At 59.5% G+C, this 23,406-nt stretch carries 14 protein-coding genes and 2 rRNA genes; 9 read left to right on the forward strand and 7 right to left on the reverse strand.

All coding sequences use genetic code 11. The features are described 5' to 3' along the window. Positions 1 to 184: 184 nt before the first annotated feature. Both ACMCNM_RS00975 and rrf read left to right on the forward strand, forming a co-directional pair. Positions 185 to 3,076 (forward strand): 23S ribosomal RNA (locus ACMCNM_RS00975). 202 nt (positions 3,077 to 3,278) lie between these two features. After that, positions 3,279 to 3,394: ribosomal RNA gene (gene rrf, locus ACMCNM_RS00980) — 5S ribosomal RNA — on the forward strand. Between the two features lie 53 nt (positions 3,395 to 3,447). Here the strand turns inward: rrf and ACMCNM_RS00985 are convergent. The 4 genes from ACMCNM_RS00985 to ACMCNM_RS01000 form a co-directional block, all read right to left on the reverse strand. Continuing rightward, the gene (locus ACMCNM_RS00985) at positions 3,448 to 5,817 is read right to left on the reverse strand and encodes a TonB-dependent siderophore receptor (RefSeq protein ID WP_412763796.1); all 2,370 of its coding nucleotides are present in this window, start codon (positions 5,815 to 5,817) and stop codon (positions 3,448 to 3,450) included. A 217-nt stretch (positions 5,818 to 6,034) separates the two neighbouring features. Beyond that, positions 6,035 to 7,003, reverse strand: coding sequence for a FecR domain-containing protein (locus ACMCNM_RS00990; protein WP_186704244.1), 969 nt, complete (start codon positions 7,001 to 7,003; stop codon positions 6,035 to 6,037). Next, a complete protein-coding gene (locus ACMCNM_RS00995; protein WP_099452576.1) occupies positions 7,000 to 7,503 on the reverse strand; it encodes a sigma-70 family RNA polymerase sigma factor in 504 nt (167 codons plus the stop codon). Before ACMCNM_RS00995 ends, ACMCNM_RS00990 begins: the two co-directional genes overlap by 4 nt. 115 nt (positions 7,504 to 7,618) lie before the next feature. Further along, positions 7,619 to 8,308: a GntR family transcriptional regulator gene (locus ACMCNM_RS01000; RefSeq protein WP_412763797.1), complete on the reverse strand. Its 690-nt coding sequence runs from the start codon at positions 8,306 to 8,308 to the stop codon at positions 7,619 to 7,621. Between the two features lie 205 nt (positions 8,309 to 8,513). Between ACMCNM_RS01000 and lapG the strand changes: the two genes are divergently transcribed. Both lapG and lapD read left to right on the forward strand, forming a co-directional pair. Further along, complete coding sequence (lapG, locus tag ACMCNM_RS01005; RefSeq protein WP_172960332.1) at positions 8,514 to 9,275, forward strand: cysteine protease LapG; 762 nt, start codon at positions 8,514 to 8,516, stop codon at positions 9,273 to 9,275. Between the two features lie 10 nt (positions 9,276 to 9,285). Then, positions 9,286 to 11,232: a cyclic di-GMP receptor LapD gene (gene lapD, locus ACMCNM_RS01010; protein ID WP_027595478.1), complete on the forward strand. Its 1,947-nt coding sequence runs from the start codon at positions 9,286 to 9,288 to the stop codon at positions 11,230 to 11,232. Between the two features lie 113 nt (positions 11,233 to 11,345). Here lapD and ACMCNM_RS01015 read toward each other — a convergent pair whose 3' ends face one another. Genes ACMCNM_RS01015 through ACMCNM_RS01025 form a run of 3 tightly spaced genes read right to left on the reverse strand, consistent with a single transcriptional unit; the run spans position 11,346 to position 16,250 of the window. Next, a complete protein-coding gene (locus tag ACMCNM_RS01015; RefSeq protein WP_186683338.1) occupies positions 11,346 to 12,704 on the reverse strand; it encodes an HlyD family type I secretion periplasmic adaptor subunit in 1,359 nt (452 codons plus the stop codon). Positions 12,705 to 12,711: 7 nt separating this feature from the next. Next, positions 12,712 to 14,868, reverse strand: coding sequence for a type I secretion system permease/ATPase (locus ACMCNM_RS01020; protein ID WP_027595480.1), 2,157 nt, complete (start codon positions 14,866 to 14,868; stop codon positions 12,712 to 12,714). A 44-nt stretch (positions 14,869 to 14,912) separates the two neighbouring features. Continuing rightward, on the reverse strand, positions 14,913 to 16,250 hold the full coding sequence (locus ACMCNM_RS01025) for a TolC family outer membrane protein (RefSeq protein WP_412763798.1): 1,338 nt from the start codon (positions 16,248 to 16,250) through the stop codon (positions 14,913 to 14,915). Between the two features lie 350 nt (positions 16,251 to 16,600). Here ACMCNM_RS01025 and ACMCNM_RS01030 point away from each other — a divergent pair, with 350 nt between their 5' ends. The 5 genes from ACMCNM_RS01030 to ACMCNM_RS01050 are packed head-to-tail and all read left to right on the forward strand — an operon-like array spanning position 16,601 to position 23,404. After that, positions 16,601 to 21,673 (forward strand): retention module-containing protein, encoded by a 5,073-nt coding sequence (locus ACMCNM_RS01030; RefSeq protein WP_412763799.1) that lies wholly within the window; start codon positions 16,601 to 16,603, stop codon positions 21,671 to 21,673. After that, positions 21,594 to 21,935, forward strand: a complete 342-nt coding sequence (locus ACMCNM_RS01035; protein WP_412763800.1) for an immunoglobulin-like domain-containing protein — start codon at positions 21,594 to 21,596, stop codon at positions 21,933 to 21,935. The genes ACMCNM_RS01030 and ACMCNM_RS01035 overlap by 80 nt, the downstream gene beginning before the upstream one ends. After that, complete coding sequence (locus ACMCNM_RS01040) at positions 21,928 to 22,677, forward strand: immunoglobulin-like domain-containing protein (RefSeq protein WP_412763801.1); 750 nt, start codon at positions 21,928 to 21,930, stop codon at positions 22,675 to 22,677. Before ACMCNM_RS01035 ends, ACMCNM_RS01040 begins: the two co-directional genes overlap by 8 nt. Then, positions 22,674 to 23,051 carry an immunoglobulin-like domain-containing protein gene (locus ACMCNM_RS01045; RefSeq protein WP_412763802.1) on the forward strand — a complete coding sequence of 126 codons (378 nt, stop codon included), beginning with the start codon at positions 22,674 to 22,676 and terminating at the stop codon, positions 23,049 to 23,051. The genes ACMCNM_RS01040 and ACMCNM_RS01045 overlap by 4 nt, the downstream gene beginning before the upstream one ends. Further along, entirely contained in the window at positions 22,946 to 23,404 is a 459-nt protein-coding gene (locus ACMCNM_RS01050; protein ID WP_412763803.1) for an immunoglobulin-like domain-containing protein, read from the forward strand. Before ACMCNM_RS01045 ends, ACMCNM_RS01050 begins: the two co-directional genes overlap by 106 nt. Positions 23,405 to 23,406 lie beyond the last annotated feature (2 nt).

Genomic DNA, 23,406 nt, shown 5'->3' on the forward strand with positions numbered 1-23,406 from the left:
ACGGACTGATAGTCACTTTTGTCAGATCGTTCTTTAAAAATTCGGATATGTGATAGAAATAGACTGAACACTACTTTCACTGGTAGTGGATCAGGCTAAGGTAAAATTTGTGGGCTCGAAAGAGCAAAACGAATTTTCGGCGAATGTCGTCTTCACAGTATAACCAGATTGCTTGGGGTTATATGGTCAAGTGAAGAAGCGCATACGGTGGATGCCTTGGCAGTCAGAGGCGATGAAAGACGTGGTAGCCTGCGATAAGCTTTGGGGAGTCGGCAAACAGACTGTGATCCAGAGATCTCTGAATGGGGGAACCCACTCAGCATAAGCTGAGTATCTTGTACTGAATACATAGGTGCAAGAGGCGAACCAGGGGAACTGAAACATCTAAGTACCCTGAGGAAAAGAAATCAACCGAGATTCCCTTAGTAGTGGCGAGCGAACGGGGACCAGCCCTTAAGTTGGTTTGAGATTAGTGGAACGCTCTGGAAAGTGCGGCCATAGTGGGTGATAGCCCCGTACACGAAAATCTCTTATCAATGAAATCGAGTAGGACGGAGCACGAGAAACTTTGTCTGAATATGGGGGGACCATCCTCCAAGGCTAAATACTACTGACTGACCGATAGTGAACTAGTACCGTGAGGGAAAGGCGAAAAGAACCCCGGAGAGGGGAGTGAAATAGATCCTGAAACCGTATGCGTACAAGCAGTGGGAGCCTACTTGTTAGGTGACTGCGTACCTTTTGTATAATGGGTCAGCGACTTATATTCAGTGGCGAGCTTAACCGAATAGGGGAGGCGTAGCGAAAGCGAGTCTTAATAGGGCGTTTAGTCGCTGGGTATAGACCCGAAACCGGGCGATCTATCCATGGGCAGGTTGAAGGTTAGGTAACACTGACTGGAGGACCGAACCGACTACCGTTGAAAAGTTAGCGGATGACCTGTGGATCGGAGTGAAAGGCTAATCAAGCTCGGAGATAGCTGGTTCTCCTCGAAAGCTATTTAGGTAGCGCCTCATGTATCACTGTAGGGGGTAGAGCACTGTTTCGGCTAGGGGGTCATCCCGACTTACCAAACCGATGCAAACTCCGAATACCTACAAGTGCCGAGCATGGGAGACACACGGCGGGTGCTAACGTCCGTCGTGAAAAGGGAAACAACCCAGACCGTCAGCTAAGGTCCCAAAGTCATGGTTAAGTGGGAAACGATGTGGGAAGGCTTAGACAGCTAGGAGGTTGGCTTAGAAGCAGCCACCCTTTAAAGAAAGCGTAATAGCTCACTAGTCGAGTCGGCCTGCGCGGAAGATGTAACGGGGCTCAAACCATGCACCGAAGCTACGGGTATCACCTTTTGGTGATGCGGTAGAGGAGCGTTCTGTAAGCCTGTGAAGGTGAGTTGAGAAGCTTGCTGGAGGTATCAGAAGTGCGAATGCTGACATGAGTAACGACAATGGGAGTGAAAAACTCCCACGCCGAAAGACCAAGGTTTCCTGCGCAACGTTAATCGACGCAGGGTTAGTCGGTCCCTAAGGCGAGGCTGAAAAGCGTAGTCGATGGAAAACAGGTTAATATTCCTGTACTTCCAGTTATTGCGATGGAGGGACGGAGAAGGCTAGGCCAGCTTGGCGTTGGTTGTCCAAGTTTAAGGTGGTAGGCTGAGATCTTAGGCAAATCCGGGATCTTAAGGCCGAGAGCTGATGACGAGTTGCCTTTAGGCGACGAAGTGGTTGATGCCATGCTTCCAAGAAAAGCTCCTAAGCTTCAGATAACTGGGAACCGTACCCCAAACCGACACAGGTGGTTAGGTAGAGAATACCAAGGCGCTTGAGAGAACTCGGGTGAAGGAACTAGGCAAAATGGCACCGTAACTTCGGGAGAAGGTGCGCCGGCGAGGGTTAAGGACTTGCTCCGTAAGCCCATGCCGGTCGAAGATACCAGGCCGCTGCGACTGTTTATTAAAAACACAGCACTCTGCAAACACGAAAGTGGACGTATAGGGTGTGACGCCTGCCCGGTGCCGGAAGGTTAATTGATGGGGTTAGCGCAAGCGAAGCTCTTGATCGAAGCCCCGGTAAACGGCGGCCGTAACTATAACGGTCCTAAGGTAGCGAAATTCCTTGTCGGGTAAGTTCCGACCTGCACGAATGGCGTAACGATGGCGGCGCTGTCTCCACCCGAGACTCAGTGAAATTGAAATCGCTGTGAAGATGCAGTGTATCCGCGGCTAGACGGAAAGACCCCGTGAACCTTTACTATAGCTTTGCACTGGACTTTGAATTTGCTTGTGTAGGATAGGTGGGAGGCTTTGAAGTGGGGACGCCAGTTCTCATGGAGCCATCCTTGAAATACCACCCTGGCAACTTTGAGGTTCTAACTCAGGTCCGTTATCCGGATCGAGGACAGTGTATGGTGGGTAGTTTGACTGGGGCGGTCTCCTCCCAAAGAGTAACGGAGGAGTACGAAGGTGCGCTCAGACCGGTCGGAAATCGGTCGTAGAGTATAAAGGCAAAAGCGCGCTTGACTGCGAGACAAACACGTCGAGCAGGTACGAAAGTAGGTCTTAGTGATCCGGTGGTTCTGTATGGAAGGGCCATCGCTCAACGGATAAAAGGTACTCCGGGGATAACAGGCTGATACCGCCCAAGAGTTCATATCGACGGCGGTGTTTGGCACCTCGATGTCGGCTCATCACATCCTGGGGCTGAAGCCGGTCCCAAGGGTATGGCTGTTCGCCATTTAAAGTGGTACGCGAGCTGGGTTTAGAACGTCGTGAGACAGTTCGGTCCCTATCTGCCGTGGACGTTTGAGATTTGAGAGGGGCTGCTCCTAGTACGAGAGGACCGGAGTGGACGAACCTCTGGTGTTCCGGTTGTCACGCCAGTGGCATTGCCGGGTAGCTATGTTCGGAAGAGATAACCGCTGAAAGCATCTAAGCGGGAAACTTGCCTCAAGATGAGATCTCACTGGGATCTTGAATCCCCTAAAGGGCCGTCGAAGACTACGACGTTGATAGGTTGGGTGTGTAAGCGCTGTGAGGCGTTGAGCTAACCAATACTAATTGCCCGTGAGGCTTGACCATATAACACCCAAGCAATTTGCTAGCGCGAATTGCGGTGGTGAAGACGAAAGGTAGTGTGGGGTTTCCCCATGTGAGAGTAGGTCATCGTCAAGATTCATTTCGCAAAACCCCTATCTGCGCAAGCAGGTAGGGGTTTTGTCTTTAAGTAGAAGCCATAGAAATTCGCGGGCACGTCTTGAAGACGGGCCGGCACACAGAATTTCTTGACGACCATAGAGCATTGGAACCACCTGATCCCATCCCGAACTCAGCAGTGAAACGATGCATCGCCGATGGTAGTGTGGGGTTTCCCCATGTGAGAGTAGGTCATCGTCAAGATTCAAACCCAAAGCCCCTGTCTGCGATGCAGACAGGGGCTTTGTCTTTTCCGGTCAGAATTGATAGCTGACCGTAGCGCTTACGTTTCGCTCTTCACCCATGTAGCAGTAGTTCAGGCTGGCACATGAGGTGATGTAGCTTTCGTTGGTCAGGTTGTTCGCATTCAGGCGCACATCCACCCCGGTGAGGCCGATCTTGCCCAGGTCATACCCGATCGAAGCGTCAAACAGCGTGTAAGAGGGCACCTTCATGCTGTTTTCCGCATCAACCCAGCTATACCCCACATAGCGCATCCCGCCGCCCAGTCGCAGGCCGTCCAGCGCCCCCTGCCGGAAGTTGTAGTCGGCCCACAGCGAAAACATCTGCTTGGGTGCCTGGGTGGGCGAATTACCCTTGTTGTCCAACTGGGTCGACACCAGGCTCGGCATCGTCTTGGCGTACTCGATGTCGGTAAAGGTGTAGCCGCCCAACAGCTTGAGGTTATCAGTCAGCTGAACATGGGCCTCCAGCTCCAGCCCTTGTGAGCGAACTTCACCCACAGGGCGATAGAACTCTTCGTTCGGTTGTTTGGAGGCAAGGTTCTCTTGCTCGATGCGGAACACCGAGGCGGTGAACAGGTTGTCACTGCCTGGCGGCTGGTACTTGATACCTGCTTCCCACTGGGTGCCCTCGGTTGGCGCCAGTGGGCGGCCATCCTGGTCGGACACGGTATTGGGGTTGAACGACTCCGAGTAGCTGACATAAGGCGCCAGGCCATTCTCGAACAAGTAGAGCACGCCTGCTCGGGTGGTGAACTTGGTGCGCTCGTCATTGACCTTGGTGTTGCTGTCGCGGTTTTCCTCAGAAACCTTCACCCAGTCCTGACGCAGCCCCAGCGAGAAGCGCCACTGGTCGAGCTCGACCAGGTCCTGCAAATACACCCCTGTCTGCTGCAGGCGACGCTGGTAGCGGTTCTCGCCGAGTACCTGCAGGTTGCCATTGCCATATTGAGGGTTGCCGGCATCCAGCGCATCCACCGTGCCGTAGCGCCATTCCACGTCGGCTTTGCGGCGTTGATAGTCGGTGCCAAGCAGCAAGGTATGCTTGGCCGCACCGGTGAAGAACTCTGCCTGCAGCATGTTATCGATGATGTAGGAGTGCAGGCGCTCGTCGCCGCCGGTATAGGCGCGGTTGAGGATATTGCTGTCGGCATCTGCCCAGCCGGCCGAATACACCTGGTCCATCGAGACATCAGAGTCCTGGTAGCGGAAGTTCTGTCGGGCGGTGAACACGTCGTTGAAACGGTGCTCGAACTGGTAGCTGAACGACTGCTGAGTGCGTTCGTAGTTGTCGATCCCAGGCTCGCCTTCAAAGAAGTGGTCTGACAGGCGCAGCCCGTTGCGCTTGTGCAGCATGCCGTCTGCCGGGTTACCGCCGTGGTACCCACCATTCGGGTCATGCTGCAGATATGCCTGAAGCGTCAGCGATGTGTCTTCAGTGAAGTCGATGCTGACAGCCGGTGCTATGGCGTAGCGTTCTTCCTTGTTGTGGTCGAACTGGGTATCAGCGCTATCGGCCAAACCTGTCAGGCGATAGGCGATACGTTTGTCGTCATCAACCGGGCCGCTGAAGTCGAAACCCATGCCACGCTGGCCCTGGGTGCCGACTGTGGCCTGCACTTGATGGAATGGCGTGAACAGTGGCTTTTTGGTGGTCAGTGCCACCAGGCCCCCTGGGGAGCTGCGGCCATAGAGTACCGAAGACGGCCCTTTCAGGATGTCGATGCGCTCAAGGAAGTACGGGTCCACTTGCATGGTGCTGTAGGTGCCGTTGTCACCCATGGATTTCAGGCCATCGACGTAGATGTTGTCTACCGAGCCGTCGTTGAAGCCGCGCATGGCCACATAGTCGTAGCGGTGCGTGGCGCCATAGGGGTTAGTCAACACACCTGGCGTATAGCGCATGGCCTGGGCAACCGTCTGCGAGCCCTGGTCGTCCATCTGTTGACGGGTGACCACCGAAACCGACTGTGAGGTTTCCACCAACGGCATGCTGGTCTTGGTGGCCACCTGGCTGTGCGTGGCGTTGTAGCCGTCCATGCTGCCCAGGGCATTACCCAGGGTAAAACTGCGCACGTCGGTGTCTGGCAACGACAAGGCCGCCTCTTCAGGCTGGGCCCGCAGCACGTAGCTGTGCCCACCCTGGCTGACGGCTTCCAGGCCGCTGCCATTGAGCAGTTGGCGCAGGGCCTGATCAGGCGAGTAATGCCCTTGCAAGCCATTGGACTGCAACCCGTTGGTCAACTGCGGCGTGCTCGACAGGGTGATCCCCGCCTGGCGGGCAAACTGGTTGAGTACATCGTTCAGTTCCCCACCCGGGATCGCGTACTGCTGGCTGACCTGGGGCGCTTCGGCGGCCAGAGCATGGAGGGGCAGGGTGGACATGCTCAAGGCTGTGCCGAACACAGCTGCCTGGACTGCTTTGCGCAGAGTGGCTGAATTCAAGACAGGTCGAAAATCATTCTCGTTGAGCGGGCGTGTGTGTGGTGAGGCGATGGGCATGAAAGAGTCCGTTGAAGGGTGGGAGGGCAGAAGACGATGTTTACTGTCCTAGCCGGATCGCCACCCAAAACCCGCCAAAAAGATCAGCGCTTGGGTGAGGTCAGGCAACCTGCTCCACACGTATCCACCAGCGCGTGCGTTGACGAAGCCTCACCGGCAGCGTTTGTGGAAGCAATTGCAGCAACTGCTCAGGGGCCTCGAGGCGGAACACACCTGACAGGCGTAAATCGGCAATCTCATCGCTGCAACCCAGGTAGCCGTGGCGATAACGGCTCACCTGTTCAAGAAAGTCGCGCAAGCGCATGTCGCGGGTAACGATCAGCCCTTCGCTCCAGGCCGCTGGGTCCATGGCCACGCTCTCCAGGCGTTGTGCGCCCTGTGTGTCCAGGCGCCAGTGCTGGCCGCTGGCAATCCACTGCACCTGGCCGTTCCCCGGCCGGTGTATCGCCACGTTGCCGTGGCTGACGCTGACCTGCGTGCAGTCTCGCTCCTGGCGCACCACAAAGCGCCCGTCGAAACCTTCGAGCAGGCCATCTTGCGTCTGTACCAGCAGAGGGCGAGCCTGGTTCGGTACGTCACTGCACGTGAGCATCAGCTCCCCATATCTGAGGCGGAGCAAGCGCTGCTGATCGTCGAAAGCGAGGTCTACCGCACTGTGCGTGTTGAGTTGCATCAGCGAGCCATCGGGCAGCCGGAAGCTGCGCCGTTCGCCCGTGGCAGTCGCGTAGTCCGCTGCCCATCCGCTGACGGTATCGAGGTCTTTGGCCAGCCATGTCGCCGAGCCCGCCATGGCGGCGCAGCCAAGCAACTTGAGCGCCTGGCGACGGTGCAGGCGCCGCTGGCTGGTTTCCAAGGTCTGCAGGGCAACCCCCGCGCCGGGGATGGCGCGCAGGTCAAGGTCCTGATGCAGGTGAACCACCCGTTGCCAGGCCAGTTCGTGCTCGTGCCGTGCGCTACGCCACTGCTCGCATTGCTGCAGCAGCACGGGGCTATTGCCGCTTTCTCGTAGCCTGAGCATCCACTGAATGGCTTGCTTGACCGCTTTGGCGGAAGGAGCGGCGGCTGTCATCGCTCGTCTTCAAAGCGCAGCAGGTAGCAATGATAAAGCGCATCAGCAATGTAGCGCTCCACAGTGCGCACCGAGATACCCATCTGCTCGGCGATCGCCTGGTGTTTCAGCCCTTCGCACTGGGCCAGCAGAAAAGCGCGGCGCACCTTTGGCTTGAGGCCATCGAGCATGCGAGCGATACGCTCCAGCAGTTCGAGCAGCACCTCTCGGGTTTCCGCCGAGGGTGCCGAAGCTTCCGGCAGGTGGGCCAAGGCTTCAAGGTAAGCCCGGTGCAATTCTTCACGGCGCCAGTGATCGATCACCAGCCCGCGCGCCACGGTGCGCAAGAAGGCCCTTGGCGTATTGAGCTGTACCTGCTCGCCACGCTGTAACAGCCGGACGAACGTGTCCTGGGCCAGGTCTGCGGCATCGGCGGCGTTACCTAGCTTGCTTCGCAGCCAGGCATGCAACCAGCCGTGGTGGTCACTGTAGAGCGTTTGCACGGAGTCATTGGAAGGCATGGAAGAGGGCGCTGGCTTCAATGGACATAAATGATAATTAGTCTCATTGTTTGCGGAGCCCGTTTATTTTGCAACAGGCTGATGTCGGGCGACCGGCTATCCCGCTCAGAACCGGCTACCGCCCTAGCTGTGAATCCAGATACTGCCTGATAACACGCGCCCCTGAGTTCAAGTGCTGCTCAAGCACCGCGACCGCTTCTTCCACCAGCTTGTCGCTGGCCGCATCCACCAGCGCGTTGTGATCGTCCTGGGTGAGCTTGCCCAGCCCCATCGACGAAAGATGGAAGCGCAGAAAGCGCTCTTCTTCGTTCAGTTCGTTCTCGATCAGGCGCAGTAACTTCTTGTTCGGCGCCTTGCTGTACAGCGCCATGTGGAACAGGCGGTTGAGGCGGCCGATTTCGGCGTGACGGGTTTCGTTTTCCAGTTGCTGGATATACCCGCGCGCGCGGGCGATGTCATCGGCATCGAGCAACGGAATGGACTGGCGCAGGGCCTCGCTTTCGAGCAGAACACGGAGGGCGTAGGTGTCCACCGCGTCTTCGCCAATCAAGGGCGCAACCACTGCGCCCTTGTGCATCTCCACGTTCAGCAGCGACTGCGCTTCGAGCTGGCGCAAGGCCTCGCGCACGGGCATGCGGCTGACCCCGAACAAGGTGGCAAGCTCTTGCTGACGCACGGCAGTACCTGGCGGCAGACGACCATCAAGAATGGCGCTGCGCAGGCGCTCCTCGATAACAGCACGTGCCATGTGTGGGGATAGCTGTTCGCTAGCCAGCACGTTGCTCAGTTTGATTTTCTCGGCCACGCGGAGTCTGCCTCGACGATAAGAAAAGTTGGATCCAATGACACTAGTAACAGGCAAGGGGGCTTGTCAAACCGTCGACCGCACTGGAGCGGCCGACCCAAGGCCGCGGCTATGGTGTATGAAGTCGCTTGGCAAAGGAAGCGGTACATAGAACGAGATAGCCATAAAGTCAGTATGGCCCGACCATTGGCTGCGTGATTGCAGGGTGCCATTGTTTTTTGCACGGGCAGGCCGCACCATCGCTGCTTTCGACGGGTCTGAACAGGTCTTCGCAGTGGCGATATCCTGGATGTTCAAAACCGCTGTGCGACGTGTCGGCCTTGCCGCGCTGCTGGGTAGCTTGCTACTGGGCGGCTTGCACGCGGACTGGGATTTTTCCCAGATCAGCCGCCAGTCGCAGGCGCTGTATGGCCCGCTTGGCGCGGGGCAGGGGCGTATCGACGCCTGGCAGAACCTGATGGCCACGCAGAAGCAGGGCAGTGAGCTGGAACGGCTGCAAGTGGTCAATCGCTTCTTCAACCAGCAATTGCGCTACGTCGAAGACATCGACTTGTGGCATGAGGTCGATTACTGGGCCACGCCGGTCCAGGCCCTGATCAAGGGGGCCGGTGATTGCGAGGACTACGCTATTGCCAAGTATTTCAGTCTGCGACGTATGGGCATCCCCAGCGAGAAGCTGCGCATCACCTACGTCAAGGCGCTGCGGCAGAACCGGGCGCACATGGTACTGACCTATTATGCCAGCCCACAGGCTCAGCCGTTGGTGCTCGACAGCCTGATGGATGCCATCAAGCCGGCGAGCCAGCGCCCCGACTTGCTGCCGGTGTACGCCTTCAATGGCGAGGGCTTGTGGCTGACAGGCGCCGCCGGCAACAAGAAGGTCGGCGATACCAAGCGCCTGTCACGTTGGCAGGATTTGCTGAAGAAAATGCAGGCCGAAGGGTTCCCGGCCGAGCCGGTTTACTGAAGGAGCACAGATGTCACTGTTCAAACAATTGCTGTTGGCCATTTGCCTGTTCCTGGTGGTCGCTTTCAGCGGCAGCTTCATGGTCAGCCTGGAGAGCTCGCGCAGCCAGTACGTCAACCAGCTGCGTTCGCACGCCCAGGACGCGGCCACTGCCTTGGCGCTGTCGCTGACGCCTAATATCGACGACCCGGCGATGGTCGAACTGATGGTTAGCTCGATCTTCGACAGTGGCTACTATGCGAGCATCAAGGTTGTCGACCTGGGCTCCAATGCCGTGCTGGTGGAACGCCACGCCGAGCCCGACCCAGGGGGTGTGCCGGCCTGGTTCGTCCACCTCATCGGCCTTGAAGCCGCAGGTGGGGATGCCATCGTCAGCCGTGGCTGGCAGCAGGCGGCGCGGGTGGAGGTGATCAGCCATCCGATGTTCGCCATTGCCAAACTCTGGCAGAGTGCCTTGGGCAGCCTGGGTTGGTTGTTGCTGTGCGGTGCCGCCAGCGCGGTGCTCGGCGCCTTGTTGCTGCGTCGGCAATTGCGGCCGCTGGATTACATGGTCGAGCAATCCCATGCCATCGCCCGGCGCGAATTCCTCAGCCTGCCAGACCTGCCGCGCACCCCTGAGCTGCGCCGTGTGGTGCAGGCAATGAACCAGATGGTCGAGAAGCTCAAGGCACTGTTTACCGAGCAGGCCGAGCGCAGTGAGCGGCTGCGTGCAGAGTCCTACCAGGACAGTCTCACCGGCTTGTCCAACCGCCGCTATTTCGAGATGCAACTGAATACGCGCGTCAGCAACCTGGAAGAGGCGCGCGCCGGTTACTTGCTGTTGTTGCGGGTTCAGGGCCTGGCAGGCCTTAACGCGCGCCTGGGGGGGCAGCGCACCGATCAGCTGTTGCAGGCAGTGGGCGAGCAACTGCGCCGCACCTGTGCGAGCTACCCGGAGACCAAAGACCTGATCTCGCGCAGCCGTGGGGGCGAGTTCGCCGTGCTGGCGCCGGGCATGGTGCATGAAGAAGCGGTACAGCTTGCCCAGGCCCTGGAGGCGACACTGCAGAGTCTGCACGAGACGGGCGCCAGTGATGTCGACCCGGTGGCGTGCATCGGCCTTGCGCCATTTACCCCCGGCGATGCGCCGCAGGCATTGCTGAAGCTCGCCGACGAGGCCCTGGCGCGTGCCGAAAACCAGCCTGCGCCGGGCTGGGTGTGCCTTGAACAGGGTGCGGCCGCGGTGGCCGGTGATAGCCATCATGCCTGGCATGAGCGGCTCGACCAGGCCTTCGTCAATGGGCAATTCGAACTGTTCTTCCAGCCGGTGGTGGACTGCGGCACAGGGCAACGGGTACTGCACCACAAAGTGATCTCGCGTTTGCACGATGAGCAGGGCGAGGCATTGCCGGCCGGGCGCTTCTTGCCTTGGCTGGAGCGCTTTGGCTGGATGCCGCGCCTGGATCTGCTGGTGCTGGAAAAGGTGCTTGCCCACCTGCGCACTCATGATCAGGTGCTGGCGCTGAACCTGTCCGCTGCAACCTTGGCCGACCCCAAGGCGCTGCAACGCGTCTACGAGCTGTTGAGCCAGCATGCGGCGCTGGGCCCACGCCTGACATTCGAGATCGGCGAAGAGCAATTGCCCGAACAGTCAGCCCTCGAACAGCTGACCCGGCGCCTGCACGCGCATGGCTTCGGGCTGGCGCTGCAGCGCTTTGGCGGGCGGTTCAGCATGATTGGCAACCTGGCGCACCTGGGCCTTGCGTACCTGAAGATCGATGGTAGCTATATCCGTAACATCGACCATGAACAACACAAGCGCCTGTTCATCGAAGCGATACAGCGCGCGGCGCACAGCATCGACCTGCCGTTGATTGCTGAACGGGTCGAGACGGAAGGTGAAAGGTTGGTGCTGCGGGAAATGGGCGTGGGTGGTATTCAGGGGCAGTTGGTGGGTGAGCCCGCACCCTGGCGCTAACGGGTAGGCGCAGCCTTGTGCTGCGAAGAGGCCAGCGGCAGCACAGAAGATTCTCGGTACTGCCACTGGCCTCTTCGCAGCACAAGGCTGCTCCTACCGGGATTGCGTAAAACTCAACGCTCGCGCAAGGCTTCCGACCGCGCCTTCATGATCGGCTTGAGCAAGTAGCTCATGATGGTCTTCTTGCCGGTCATGATATCCACCGTCGCCACCATCCCGGGGATGATCAGCAGCGGCTTCTCGTCGGTGCCCAAGTGGCTGCGGTCGGTGCGCAACTTGATCAGGTAGTACGTGGTCTTCTTGTCTTCATCGGTGATGGTGTCGGCACCGATCTGTTCCAGCTTGGCCTTCAGGCCACCGTAGATGGTGTAGTCATAGGCGGTGAACTTGACGGTCGCCTCCTGCCCAGGGTGCAGGAAGGCAATGTCCTTGGGCAGGATTTTCGCCTCGATGACCAGCGTGTCGTCCAGCGGCACCACTTCGACGATGTCGCTACCCGGCTGGATGACCCCGCCGATGGTGTTGACCAGCAGCTGCTTGACGATACCGCGTACCGGCGAGGTGACCATGGTGCGGTGTACCCGGTCATCCAACGCCTTGCTGGTGGCAGTGGCCTTGTTGAGCTCGGTGCGGGCCTCGTTGAGCTGGGTCAGCGCCTCGCTACGGAACTTGCCGCGGGTCTCCTCGACCTTGCTCTGCACTTCGCGGATGGCCGCCTCGGCGCGCGGGATGGCCAGCGCGGTGGAGTCCATCTGGCCACGGTTCTCCACTTCGGCACGGCGCAGGCGCAGCACTTCGACCTGGGAAATCGCGCCCTGGGCCACCAGCGGCTCGGACATCGCGATTTCCTGACGCAGCAGTTGCAGGCTGTTGGCGTACTGGGCGCGCTTGGAGGTGTACTCGCGCAGCTCTTGCTGGCGCTGTACCAACTGCTGCTGCAGGCCGCCGATTTCGTCCTGCAGTTGCTGGCGCCGGCTCAGGTACAGCGACTCTTCGTTGGCTGCCTGGTTGGGCGCTGCCTTGCGCAGCTCTTCATCGATTTTCAGCGGGCGGTCTTCGACCTCGGCACTCAGGCGTTCGACCCGCAGCGCCATGGCCAGGCGGTCGGCCTCGGTTTCACCGACGTTGGAGGCGAAGCGGGTTTCGTCCAGGCGCAGCAAGGGCTGGCCGACTTCGACGATTTGCCCTTCCTTGGCATAGATCTCGGCGATGATGCCGCCCTCAAGGTTCTGGATCTTCTGCACCTTGGAGGACGGAATGGCCTTGCCTTCGCCGCGCGTGACCTCATCGATCGGCGCGACGCTGGCCCAGACGATCATGAACACGAAAAACGCGATCACACCCCAGATGGTCAGGCGAACCACCCGTGGCGCGTCCTCGATCAGCGCCTTGTTGACCTCAGGCAGTGGCTGCCCGCCAAGCGAGTCGGAGCCTTTGAAGTAGCGCCGCAGGCCATCCTTGAATTGCCCCATATCGAGCTTATGCAACACTGATCTGCCCCTTCTTCAGCGCATCCATGACCGCGGCTTTCGGGCCGTCGGCGACAATCTGCCCGCGATCGATCACGATCAGCCGGTCCACCAGCGACAGCAACGAGGCGCGGTGGGTCACCAGCAGCACCGTCTTGTTTTCGATGACCGCCTGCAGGCGCTGCTTGAGGCGCTCTTCACCGGTGTTGTCCATGGCGCTGGTCGGTTCGTCGAGCAGCAGGATCTGTGGGTTGAGCAGCAATGCACGGCCCAGGGCGACGTTCTGCCGCTGGCCGCCGGAGAGGTTCTGGCCGCGCTCGCCCACCTGCAGCTCATAGCCGTCAGGGTGCAGCCTGGCAAACTCATGAACACCTGCCAGCTCTGCGGCCTGCAGGATCATTTCGTCTTCGATGTAGCGGGCGCCGCTGACCAGGTTGTCGCGCAGGGTGCCGGCCATCAGCTGGATGTCCTGGGGCACGTAGCCGATATTGTGGCGTAGCTCGCTGACGTCGATCTGGCGGATATCCACGCCATCGACCAGCAGCGATCCGCCGTCGGATTCATACAGGCCAACGATCAGCTTGGCCAACGAGCTCTTGCCCGAACCGCTACGGCCAATGATGCCCACCTTCTCGCCGGGGCGAATGGTCAGGTTGATGTTCTTGAGGGCCAGGTTCTGCTGGTTAGGGTAGGTGAAGTCCACCCCACGGAACTCGATGCTGCCCTGCAGCACCCGGCGGCTCAGTGGGCGTTCTTCGAAGTTGCGTTCCTGCGGCAGCTCCATCATGTGGTCGGTGGAGACCATGGTCACCTTGGCCTGCTGATAGCGGGCCAGCAAACCATTGAGCTGCCCCAGCGGGCCAAGGGCACGGCCGCTGAGCATGTAACAGGCGACCAGACCACCCATGCTCAGGTTGCCGTCGATGATCATGTAGACACCGACGCAAATCATCGCCACGCCAGCCAGTTGCTGGATCAGCAGGGTGATGTTCATCGCCAGGCTCGACAGCACCTTCACGCGCAGTTCCAGACGGCTGAGGGTGCCGAGCGTCTGTTCCCACATGTACTGGCGCTCGCTTTCAGCGTTGTTGACCTTGACCGCATCCAGGCCTGCCAGGGTCTCGATCAGGCTCGACTGGCGTTCCGAGGCCAGGGCCATGGTCCGCTCCATGGTCGCCATCAGCGGCCGTTGCAGGGCGTAACCGATGCCCAGGGCCAGCGGGAAGGCGATGACCGGGATCCACACCAGGTGCCCGCCAATGATGGCGATGACGATCAGGATCAGCAGCGTGAACGGCAGGTCGATCAGGCTGGTCAGGGTCAAAGAGGCGAGGAAGTCGCGTAAACCCTGGAACTCATGAATGTTTTGGGCAAAGCTGCCGACCCGCGCCGGGCGGTACTTCATCGACATCCCGACAATGCGTTCGAACAAGGTCGCCGAGATGATCAGGTCGGTCTTCTTGCCGGCCAAGTCCAGGCAGAGGCCGCGCAGGCCCTTGAGGATCAGGTCGAAGAAGTAGGCCCCGGCGATGCCGACGGCCAGTACCCAAAGGGTCGAGGTCGCCTGGTTGGGCACCACCCGGTCATACACGTTCATGACGAACAGCGGCGCTGCCAAGGCGATCAGGTTGATCACCAGGCTGGCAGCGATGGCGTCGATATACAGCCATTTGCTGCGCAGCAAGGTGTCGCGGAACCAGGATTTCGCGCGCGGGATGAGGTTGCCGTGGTTGACGTCGAACTTGTGCTGCGGCTGGGCGAAGAACACACGCCCGCTGTAGTCACTGAGCAGCGCTTCGCGGCTGACGTGCACCTCGCCACCATCGCTCTCGCTGAGCAGCAGGCGTGCGGTGTCTTCATTCTCCCAGCCCAGCAGGACGGCGCTGCGGCCTTCCTTGAGCAACAGCATGGCAGGCATTGCGATACTGGGGATCTGCTCCAGTTTACGCTGCAGCAGCCGCCCCTGCAGGCCGGCCCTGGCCGCCGCACGGGGCAGCAGCTCGGGGCTCAGGCGCTGCGCGGGCAGCGGCAGGCCGGTGGTCAGCATGACCCGGCTTGCAGGTTTCTGGTGCAGGACACACAGGCTCAGCAGACTATCCAGCAAGGGATCGTCATGCTGACTGCGTGGATCGTGGCTGAGTTGGACTCGACTGACTTCGGATTCCACGCGGCGCTCTCTTCATCCTTGCGGTGGGTGGGGCAGGGTGCGCTTCAGTTCAGGCCTGGCAGGCTCACCCTTGGTTTCAGATCGTTCTGCACAATGGTGGCCATCGGGGCTACGACACCCTGACTCTTGAGCAGTTGGCCAATGGTCGCCTTGATTCGATACTGAGTAAACAATTGTATGTTCTTCACTTCCACCAGGCGACGCTGGGCAGTGAAGGTTTCATTCTCGCTGTCGAGCAAGTCGAGCAGGGTTCGCTCGCCCAGGCTGAATTGCTGTTGGTAGGCGCTGCGCACACGGTTGCTGTGATCGACGTACTGCTGGGCGATCGGCAACTGGGCGTTGGCGTTCTCCTGAGCATTCCATGCCAGGCCCAACTCTTCATTGAGCTGACGCAAGGCATTGTTGCGGATATCCAGCGCCTGGTTGGACAGGTACGACTTGGACTCCAGGTCTGCCTTGTTGCTGCCGCCAGCATACAGGTTGAAGTTCATTCGCAGCATAGCCTGCCATTCGTTGTTATGGCCTGCTGTGCCGTCGATATTGTTATCCGCCGTTCGTCCGAGTTCTGCATCGAAACGCGGGTAGAAGGACGACTTTGCGGCCTCGTACTGTTTTTCTGCGGCGGCAACGTCCGATTCGGCCGAGCGCAGCACCGGGCTGCTTTCTACCAACTGTGTGCGGGCTTCCTCCAGCGTGGCCGGCAGCAGGTCGATGAACGGCGCCGGTGCGCTCAATTCATCGGGCATCTGGCCGACGACGCTGAGGTAATTGGTGCTGGCATCGGCCAGGTTGGTCTTCTCAGTGATCAAGTTGTTTTGCGCCTGCGCCAGGCGTGCCTCGGCCTGGTCCAGGTCAGCCAGGCGGCCGACGCCGCGGCTGGTGCGCAGTTTGATCTGATCCAGAATACGTTCGTGGTTGCTCAGGTTGTCTTCGGCCAGGCGCACCATCTCGCGCCGCGACAGCACATCCAGATACACCTGGGCGACGTCGAGTGCGGTGCGCTCGGAGGTGCCCATCAGGGAGTAGGCCCGGGCGTTGGCGGTGGCTTGTTGACGTTCGACTTCGTTTGACGTGGCAAAACCGTCAAAAACCATTTGGCGAAGACGGATTGCTGACTCACCTCTGTTCAGTGTGTCCCAGCGGTTACCGGTGCTCGGGCTATCGGTACCTTCGCGCCCATAGCCCGCCGTTACATCGACCCTCGGCAAGTAGCCGCCCTTGGCCGCGCGCAGCTGGTAATCCGCGGCCACGCGAGCATTCACGCCGGCCTGGATTTCCGGGTGTCGCTCAAGGGCTGTTTGCATGGCTTCGGGCAAGGATTGTGCTTGTACGAACGTGGCGGCTAGGGTGATGGGAAGAACGGTAAACAGTGACGCACGCATTTTTGGCGGGTTCCCGAAGGCGCAGTTGTCCTGAATCACGGTTGAGGTTTTCAGGGCCTGGAAAATGGCACCTGATCTGACCGATGAGCGAACTTCCGACGGGCACTGGATTAGTACTAAAGGAAGGGGTGGCAAAGGTGCAAATATCAATGTGACATTACATTGCCGATTGTTTAGGATGGCGAGTATAAGGTCAATAGTTTGGCAGATAGTTAATTCCAAACAGTTATAGACGGAATTTTGACGTCAAAAATCGTCAACACATCAATCTACACAGTTCCGCCTGAAGTGGCTTTAAAGAGCGCCGCTCTGGCAGGGAAGTACCCCAATCGGGTCACACGGAGAGTCCAATGAGCAGCGTTGTAGCCATCGTCAAAAGCATTGTCGGCCAGGTTATTGCGGTATCCCCAGAGGGCATCCGGCGTGTACTCATCGAAGGTGACCGCCTGTTGGCGGGTGAGGAAGTCCTCACCGGCCCAGGCGGCGCGGTAACCCTCGAGTTGGCCGACGGCCGTATGCTCGACCTGGGCCGTGACAGCCAGTGGAGCGCGGATGCGCCTTACAGCAGCGCTGACCTGAGCCAGGCCACTGCGCAGGCTGCACCGTCGGTGGAAGAGCTGCAGCAGGCGATCGCCGCGGGTGTCGACCCGACCACCGAGCTTGAAGCTACCGCAGCAGGCCCGGCAGCGGCGGGCGGTGGCGGTGCGCTGGGCGGTGGCCACAGCTTCGTCATGCTTGAGGAGACCGCAGGCCGGGTCGACCCGAGCATCGGCTTCCCGACCGGCCCGTTGGGCTTTGCCGCAGCGCTGGACAATGAAGACGTTGGCGCGGTGGACACCAGCAACAACAACCAGGTCATTCCGCCCACAACGGAGACCAACGTCTCCACCGCCCTTGTACTCAACGCCACCCCTTCCATCACCGAAGCGGGTGGCGTAATCGTTTACACCGCGACAGTTGGCCAGGCGCCGACGTCCAACCTGATCGTCACCCTGGCCAACGGCGCAGTGATCGTCATTCCGGCAGGGCAGACCAGCGGTAGCGTCAACGTCACCATCCCGGCCAATGACACGCCGTACATCGACGGTGGTCAGATTTCGACCACCGTAACCGGCACCACCGGTGGTAACGGTCTGATCGTGACCCTGCCGCAAACACCGGCGGTTACGCAGATTACCGATACCATCGACACCACCACGGCGACCTTGACCGCCACCCCTTCGGTGACCGAAGGCGGCGTGATCACCTACACCGTGACCCTGAGCAACCCTGCCCAGACGCCGGTTACCGTGATCCTGTCCAATGGCCAGACGATCACCATTGAGCCTGGCAAGAGCCAGGGCAGTGTTGATTTCCAGACGCCGGCCAATGACGTTTACAACAATGGCTCGACCGTTAGCACCACCATCACCGGTGCCACTGGCGGCAACTTCGAGCAGCTGACGCCGAATCCGACCCCGGCTCAGACCACGATCAATGACTCGGTAGACGTCACTACCGCGACCCTGACTGCCAATCCGTCGGTCACCGAAGGCGGCGTGATCACCTACACCGTGACCCTGAGCAATCCTGCTCAGACGCCGGTAACCGTGACCCTGTCGAACGGCCAGACCATCACCGTTGAAGCGGGCAAGACCCAGGGCAGCGTTGATTTCCAGACCCCGGCCAACGACGTCTACAACAACGGCTCGACCGTCAGCACCACCATCACCGGTGCCACTGGCGGTAACTTCGAGCAGCTGACGCCGAATCCGACCCCGGCTCAGACCACGATCAATGACTCGGTAGACGTCACCACCGCGACACTGACTGCCAATCCGTCGGTCACCGAAGGCGGCGTAATCACCTACACCGTGACCCTGAGCAACCCTGCCCAGACGCCGGTGACCGTTACTCTGTCGAACGGCCAGACCATCACCGTCGAAGCGGGCAAAACCCAGGGCAGCGTTGATTTCCAGACTTCGGCCAACGACGTCTACAACAACGGCTCGACCGTTAGCACCACTATCACCGGTGCCACCGGCGGTAACTTCGAGCAGCTGACGCCGAACCCGACCCCGGCTCAGACCACGATCAATGATTCGGTTGATGTCACTACCGCGACCCTGACTGCCAATCCGTCAGTCACCGAAGGCGGCGTAATCACCTACACCGTGACGCTGAGCAACCCTGCCCAGACGCCGGTGACCGTTACTCTGTCGAACGGCCAGACCATCACCGTCGAAGCGGGCAAAACCCAGGGCAGCGTTGATTTCCAAACCCCGGCCAACGACGTCTACAACAACGGCTCGACCGTTAGCACCACCATCACCGGTGCCACCGGCGGTAACTTCGAGCAACTGACGCCGAACCCGACCCCGGCTCAAACCACGATCAATGATTCGGTAGACGTCACTACCGCGACCCTGACTGCCAATCCGTCAGTCACCGAAGGCGGCGTGATCACCTACACCGTGACCCTGAGCAACCCTGCCCAGACGCCGGTAACCGTGACCCTGTCGAACGGCCAGACCATCACCGTTGAAGCGGGCAAGACCCAGGGCAGCGTTGATTTCCAGACCCCGGCCAACGACGTCTACAACAACGGCTCGACCGTCAGCACCACCATCACCGGTGCCACTGGTGGTAACTTCGAGCAGCTGACGCCGAACCCGACCCCGGCTCAAACCACGATCAATGACTCGGTAGACGTCACCACCGCGACCCTGACTGCCAATCCGTCAGTCACCGAAGGCGGCGTGATCACCTACACCGTGACCCTGAGCAACCCTGCCCAGACGCCTGTGACCGTTACTCTGTCGAACGGCCAGACCATCACCGTCGAAGCGGGCAAAACCCAGGGCAGCGTTGATTTCCAAACGCCGGCCAACGACGTCTACAACAACGGCTCGACCGTTAGCACCACCATTACCGGCGCTACTGGCGGTAACTTCGAGCAACTGACGCCGAACCCGACCCCGGCTCAAACCACGATCAATGATTCGGTAGATGTCACTACCGCGACCCTGACTGCCAATCCGTCAGTCACCGAAGGCGGCGTGATCACCTACACCGTGACCCTGAGCAACCCTGCCCAGACTCCGGTAACCGTGACCCTGTCGAACGGCCAGACCATCACCGTCGAAGCGGGCAAAACCCAGGGCAGCGTTGATTTCCAGACCCCGGCCAATGACGTCTACAACAACGGCTCGACCGTTAGCACCACCATTACCGGCGCTACTGGCGGTAACTTCGAGCAACTGACACCGAACCCGACCCCGGCGCAGACCACGATCAATGACTCGGTAGACGTCACCACCGCGACCCTGACTGCCAATCCGTCGGTCACCGAAGGTGGCGTGATCACCTACACCGTGACCCTGAGCAATCCTGCCCAGACGCCGGTCACCGTGACCCTGTCCAATGGCCAGACCATCACTGTTGAAGCTGGGAAGACCCAGGGCAGCGTTGATTTCCAAACGCCGGCCAACGACGTCTACAACAACGGCTCGACCGTTAGCACCACCATTACCGGCGCTACTGGCGGTAACTTCGAGCAACTGACACCGAACCCGACCCCGGCTCAAACCACGATCAATGATTCGGTAGACGTCACTACCGCGACCCTAACTGCCAATCCGTCGGTCACCGAAGGTGGCGTGATCACCTACACCGTGACCCTGAGCAATCCTGCCCAGACTCCGGTCACCGTGACTCTGTCCAATGGCCAGACCATCACCGTTGAAGCCGGCAAGACTCAAGGCAGCGTTGATTTCCAGACTCCGGCCAACGACGTCTACAGCAACGGCTCGACCGTAAGTGTCACGATCAAGGACGCTACTGGCGGCAACTTCGAGCAACTCACGCCGAACCCAACACCAGCGTCCACTGTAATCAATGACAGTGTCGATACCGTCACCGTAAGCATCGTCAGCAACGGTAATGTCACTGAAGACCAGCAACCATCCTTCACGATCAAAGTGAGCCAGGCGCTGGACCGTCCGCTGACCGTGACCCTGTCGAATGGCGAAACCGTCACCATTGAGGCCGGCAAGACCGAAGTCGAGTACAAGACCCCGGCTCAGGGCGATGACGTCATCAAGGACGCGGGCTCCGTGACACTGAGCGTCACCGATGCCACTGTTTCGGGTGCAACCTTCGAGCATCTGGCCATCGGTGGTCCCGCTACCGTCGAGATTTCGGACACCATCAGCGAAGTCGTTGCAACCTTGACTGTCGACAAGGCGACTGTGGCGGAAGGCGGCCAGGTGACCTACACCGTCACGCTGACCAACGCGCAGGGGCTTTCGGTCACTCAGCACGGGGCACTGACCTTCACCCTGACCGACGGCACAAAAGTTACGATTCCGGCTGACAGTGCCTCTGGTACCGCGACCATCACGGTTAACGATGACGTGTACGTCGGCGGCCAGGCCGCTATTGCCAACAAGCTTGAGTCGGTTTCGGGTGCAGACAGCTTCGAGAAGCTGACTCTGGGTGGTGAAACTGTCACCACTTCTGTGACGGACGAACCGGGTTCGGGTACTCCAGGTACCGGTAACCAGGGCGACTTGGTGCAGGTCACCATTACCGCTGACCAGGTTTCGGTTGCTGAGAACGTCAAGCCGACGTTCACCGTCCACATCAACACCGCTCTGACCCACGACCTGGTTGTGACCCTGAGTAACAACGCTCAGGTCACTATCAAAGCGGGTGAAACCAGCGCGCCGTACACCCACGAAGCACAGGGCGACGACGTTTACAAAGACGCCGGCGAAATCAGCCTGGGCATCAAGTCCGCGGTCGATGTTGACGGCCGTGCCTTCGAGAACCTGCAGCTGGGCGACGCAGCGTCGGTCAAAGTGACTGATACCACTGACGACGTCATCGCCAAGCTGACCGCCACCCCTTCGGTTACCGAAGGCGGCGAGATCACTTACACCGTCACCCTGACCAACAAAGATGGTCTGCCGATCGACAACCACGCGCCGTTGTACTTCACCCTGAGTGACGGCAAAACGGTCATCACCGTCCCGGCGAACGGCACCACCGGTTCGATTACCGTGACTGCGCCGGACAACGTCTACACCGGGAAGTTCGAAAACCTGGTTCTGGACAAGACTCCAGTCAGCACCACTGTCACTGACGAGCCGGGTACCCCAGGCAACGAAGGTGATGTGGTCAAGGTCACCATCACCGCCGATCAAATCTCGGTGGCTGAAAACGTTAAACCGACCTTCACCGTCCATATCAACACTGCCCTGGCCCACGACCTGGTCGTGACCTTGAGCAACAACGCCACCGTCACCATCAAAGCGGGTGAAACCAGCGCGCCGTACACCCACGAAGGAAATCGAGTTGGGCGTGAAGTCGGCAGCAGACATCGATGGTCGTGCCTTCGAAAACCTGCAGCTGGGCGATGCGGCCTCGGTCAAAGTGACTGACACCACCGACGACGTGGTGGCCAAGCTGACTGCCACCCCTTCGGTTACCGAAGGTGGTGCAATCACTTACACCATCACCCTGACCAACAAAGACGGTCTGCCGATCGATAAACACTCGGCACTGACCTTCACCCTAAGCGACGGCACCACCGTCATCACGGTTCCGGCCAACAGCACCACCGGTTTCACCACCCGTCACCCTGACCAACAAAGATGGTCTGCCGATCGACAACCACGCGCCGTTGTACTTCACCTTGAGTGACGGCAAAACGGTCATCACCGTACCAGCCAACGGCACCACCGGTTCGGTTACCGTGACCGCCCCGGACAACGTCTACACCGGCGCTAACCCACCGGTAGAGCAGAGCCTGCAGGCGGTCAGCGGCGCTGACGCCTGGAAGTTCGAAAACCTGGTTCTGGACAAGACTCCAGTCAGCACCACTGTCACTGACGGGAAGTTCGAAAACCTGGTTCTGGACAAGACTCCAGTCAGCACCACTGTCACTGACGAGCCGGGTACCCCAGGCAACGAAGGTGATGTGGTCAAAGTCACCATTACCGCTGACCAGGTTTCCGTCGCCGAGAACGTCAAACCAACGTTCACCGTCCACATCAACACCGCGCTGGCTCACGACCTGGTCGTGACCTTGAGCAACAACGCTACCGTCACCATCAAAGCGGGCGAAACCAGCGCGCCTTACACCCACGAAGCACAGGGCGATGACGTTTACAAAGACGCTGGCGAGATCTCGTTGGGCATCAAGTCCGCGGTCGATGTCGATGGTCGTACCTTCGAAAACCTGCAGCTGGGTGACGCGGCGTCGGTCAAAGTGACTGACACTACTGACGACGTCATCGCCAAGCTGACCGCCACCCCTTCGGTTACCGAAGGCGGCGAGATCACTTACACCGTCACCCTGACCAACAAAGATGGTCGCCGTACACCCACGAAGCGCAGGGCGACGACGTCTACAAAGACGCCGGCGAAATCGAGTTGGGCGTGAAGTCGGCAGCAGACATCGATGGTCGTACCTTCGAGAACCTGCAGCTGGGTGACGCAGCGTCGGTCAAAGTCACCGATACCACGGATGACGTGGTGGCCAAGCTGACTGCGACGCCTTCGGTGACCGAAGGTGGTGCAATCACCTACACCATCACCCTGACCAACAAAGACGGTCTGCCGATCGATAAACACTCGGCGCTGACCTTCACCCTGAGCGACGGCACGACGAGCCGGGCTCGGGTACTCCAGGTGCTGGCAACGAAGGCGACTTGGTCAAAGTCACCATTACGGCTGACCAAGTCTCGGTTGCCGAGAACGTCAAACCGACCTTCACCGTCCACATCAACACCGCCCTGGCTCACGATCTGGTCGTGACGCTGAGCAACAACGCTACCGTTACCATCAAAGCCGGTGAAACCAGCGCGCCGTACACCCACGAAGCGCAGGGCGACGACGTCTACAAAGACGCCGGCGAAATCGAGTTGGGCGTGAAGTCGGCAGCAGACAGTGGTGCAATCACCTACACCATCACCCTGACCAACAAAGACGGTCTGCCGATCGATAAACACTCGGCGCTGACCTTCACCCTGAGCGACGGCACTACCGTCATCACCGTGCCGGCCAACAGCACCAGCGGTTTCACCACCGTGGCTGCCCCGGATAACGTTTACGTTGGTACCAACGATGCGGTGATCAAATCGATCGCATCACCTACACCATCACCCTGACC

Origin of the sequence: Pseudomonas sp. NGC7, assembly GCF_047159675.1 — a bacterium.
Lineage (GTDB): Bacteria > Pseudomonadota > Gammaproteobacteria > Pseudomonadales > Pseudomonadaceae > Aquipseudomonas > Aquipseudomonas kermanshahensis.

Excerpts from the sequence above, each read along its gene's own strand:
- ACMCNM_RS00985 (WP_412763796.1), bottom strand. The coding sequence starts at position 5,817 with ATGTCCACCCTGCCCCTCCATGCTCTGGCCGCCGAAGCGCCCCAGGTC.
- ACMCNM_RS00990 (WP_186704244.1), bottom strand. The coding sequence starts at position 7,003 with ATGACAGCCGCCGCTCCTTCCGCCAAAGCGGTCAAGCAAGCCATTCAG.
- ACMCNM_RS00995 (WP_099452576.1), bottom strand. The coding sequence starts at position 7,503 with ATGCCTTCCAATGACTCCGTGCAAACGCTCTACAGTGACCACCACGGC.
- lapD (WP_027595478.1), top strand. The coding sequence starts at position 9,286 with ATGTCACTGTTCAAACAATTGCTGTTGGCCATTTGCCTGTTCCTGGTG.
- ACMCNM_RS01015 (WP_186683338.1), bottom strand. The coding sequence starts at position 12,704 with ATGGGGCAATTCAAGGATGGCCTGCGGCGCTACTTCAAAGGCTCCGAC.
- ACMCNM_RS01025 (WP_412763798.1), bottom strand. The coding sequence starts at position 16,250 with ATGCGTGCGTCACTGTTTACCGTTCTTCCCATCACCCTAGCCGCCACG.
- ACMCNM_RS01030 (WP_412763799.1), top strand. The coding sequence starts at position 16,601 with ATGAGCAGCGTTGTAGCCATCGTCAAAAGCATTGTCGGCCAGGTTATT.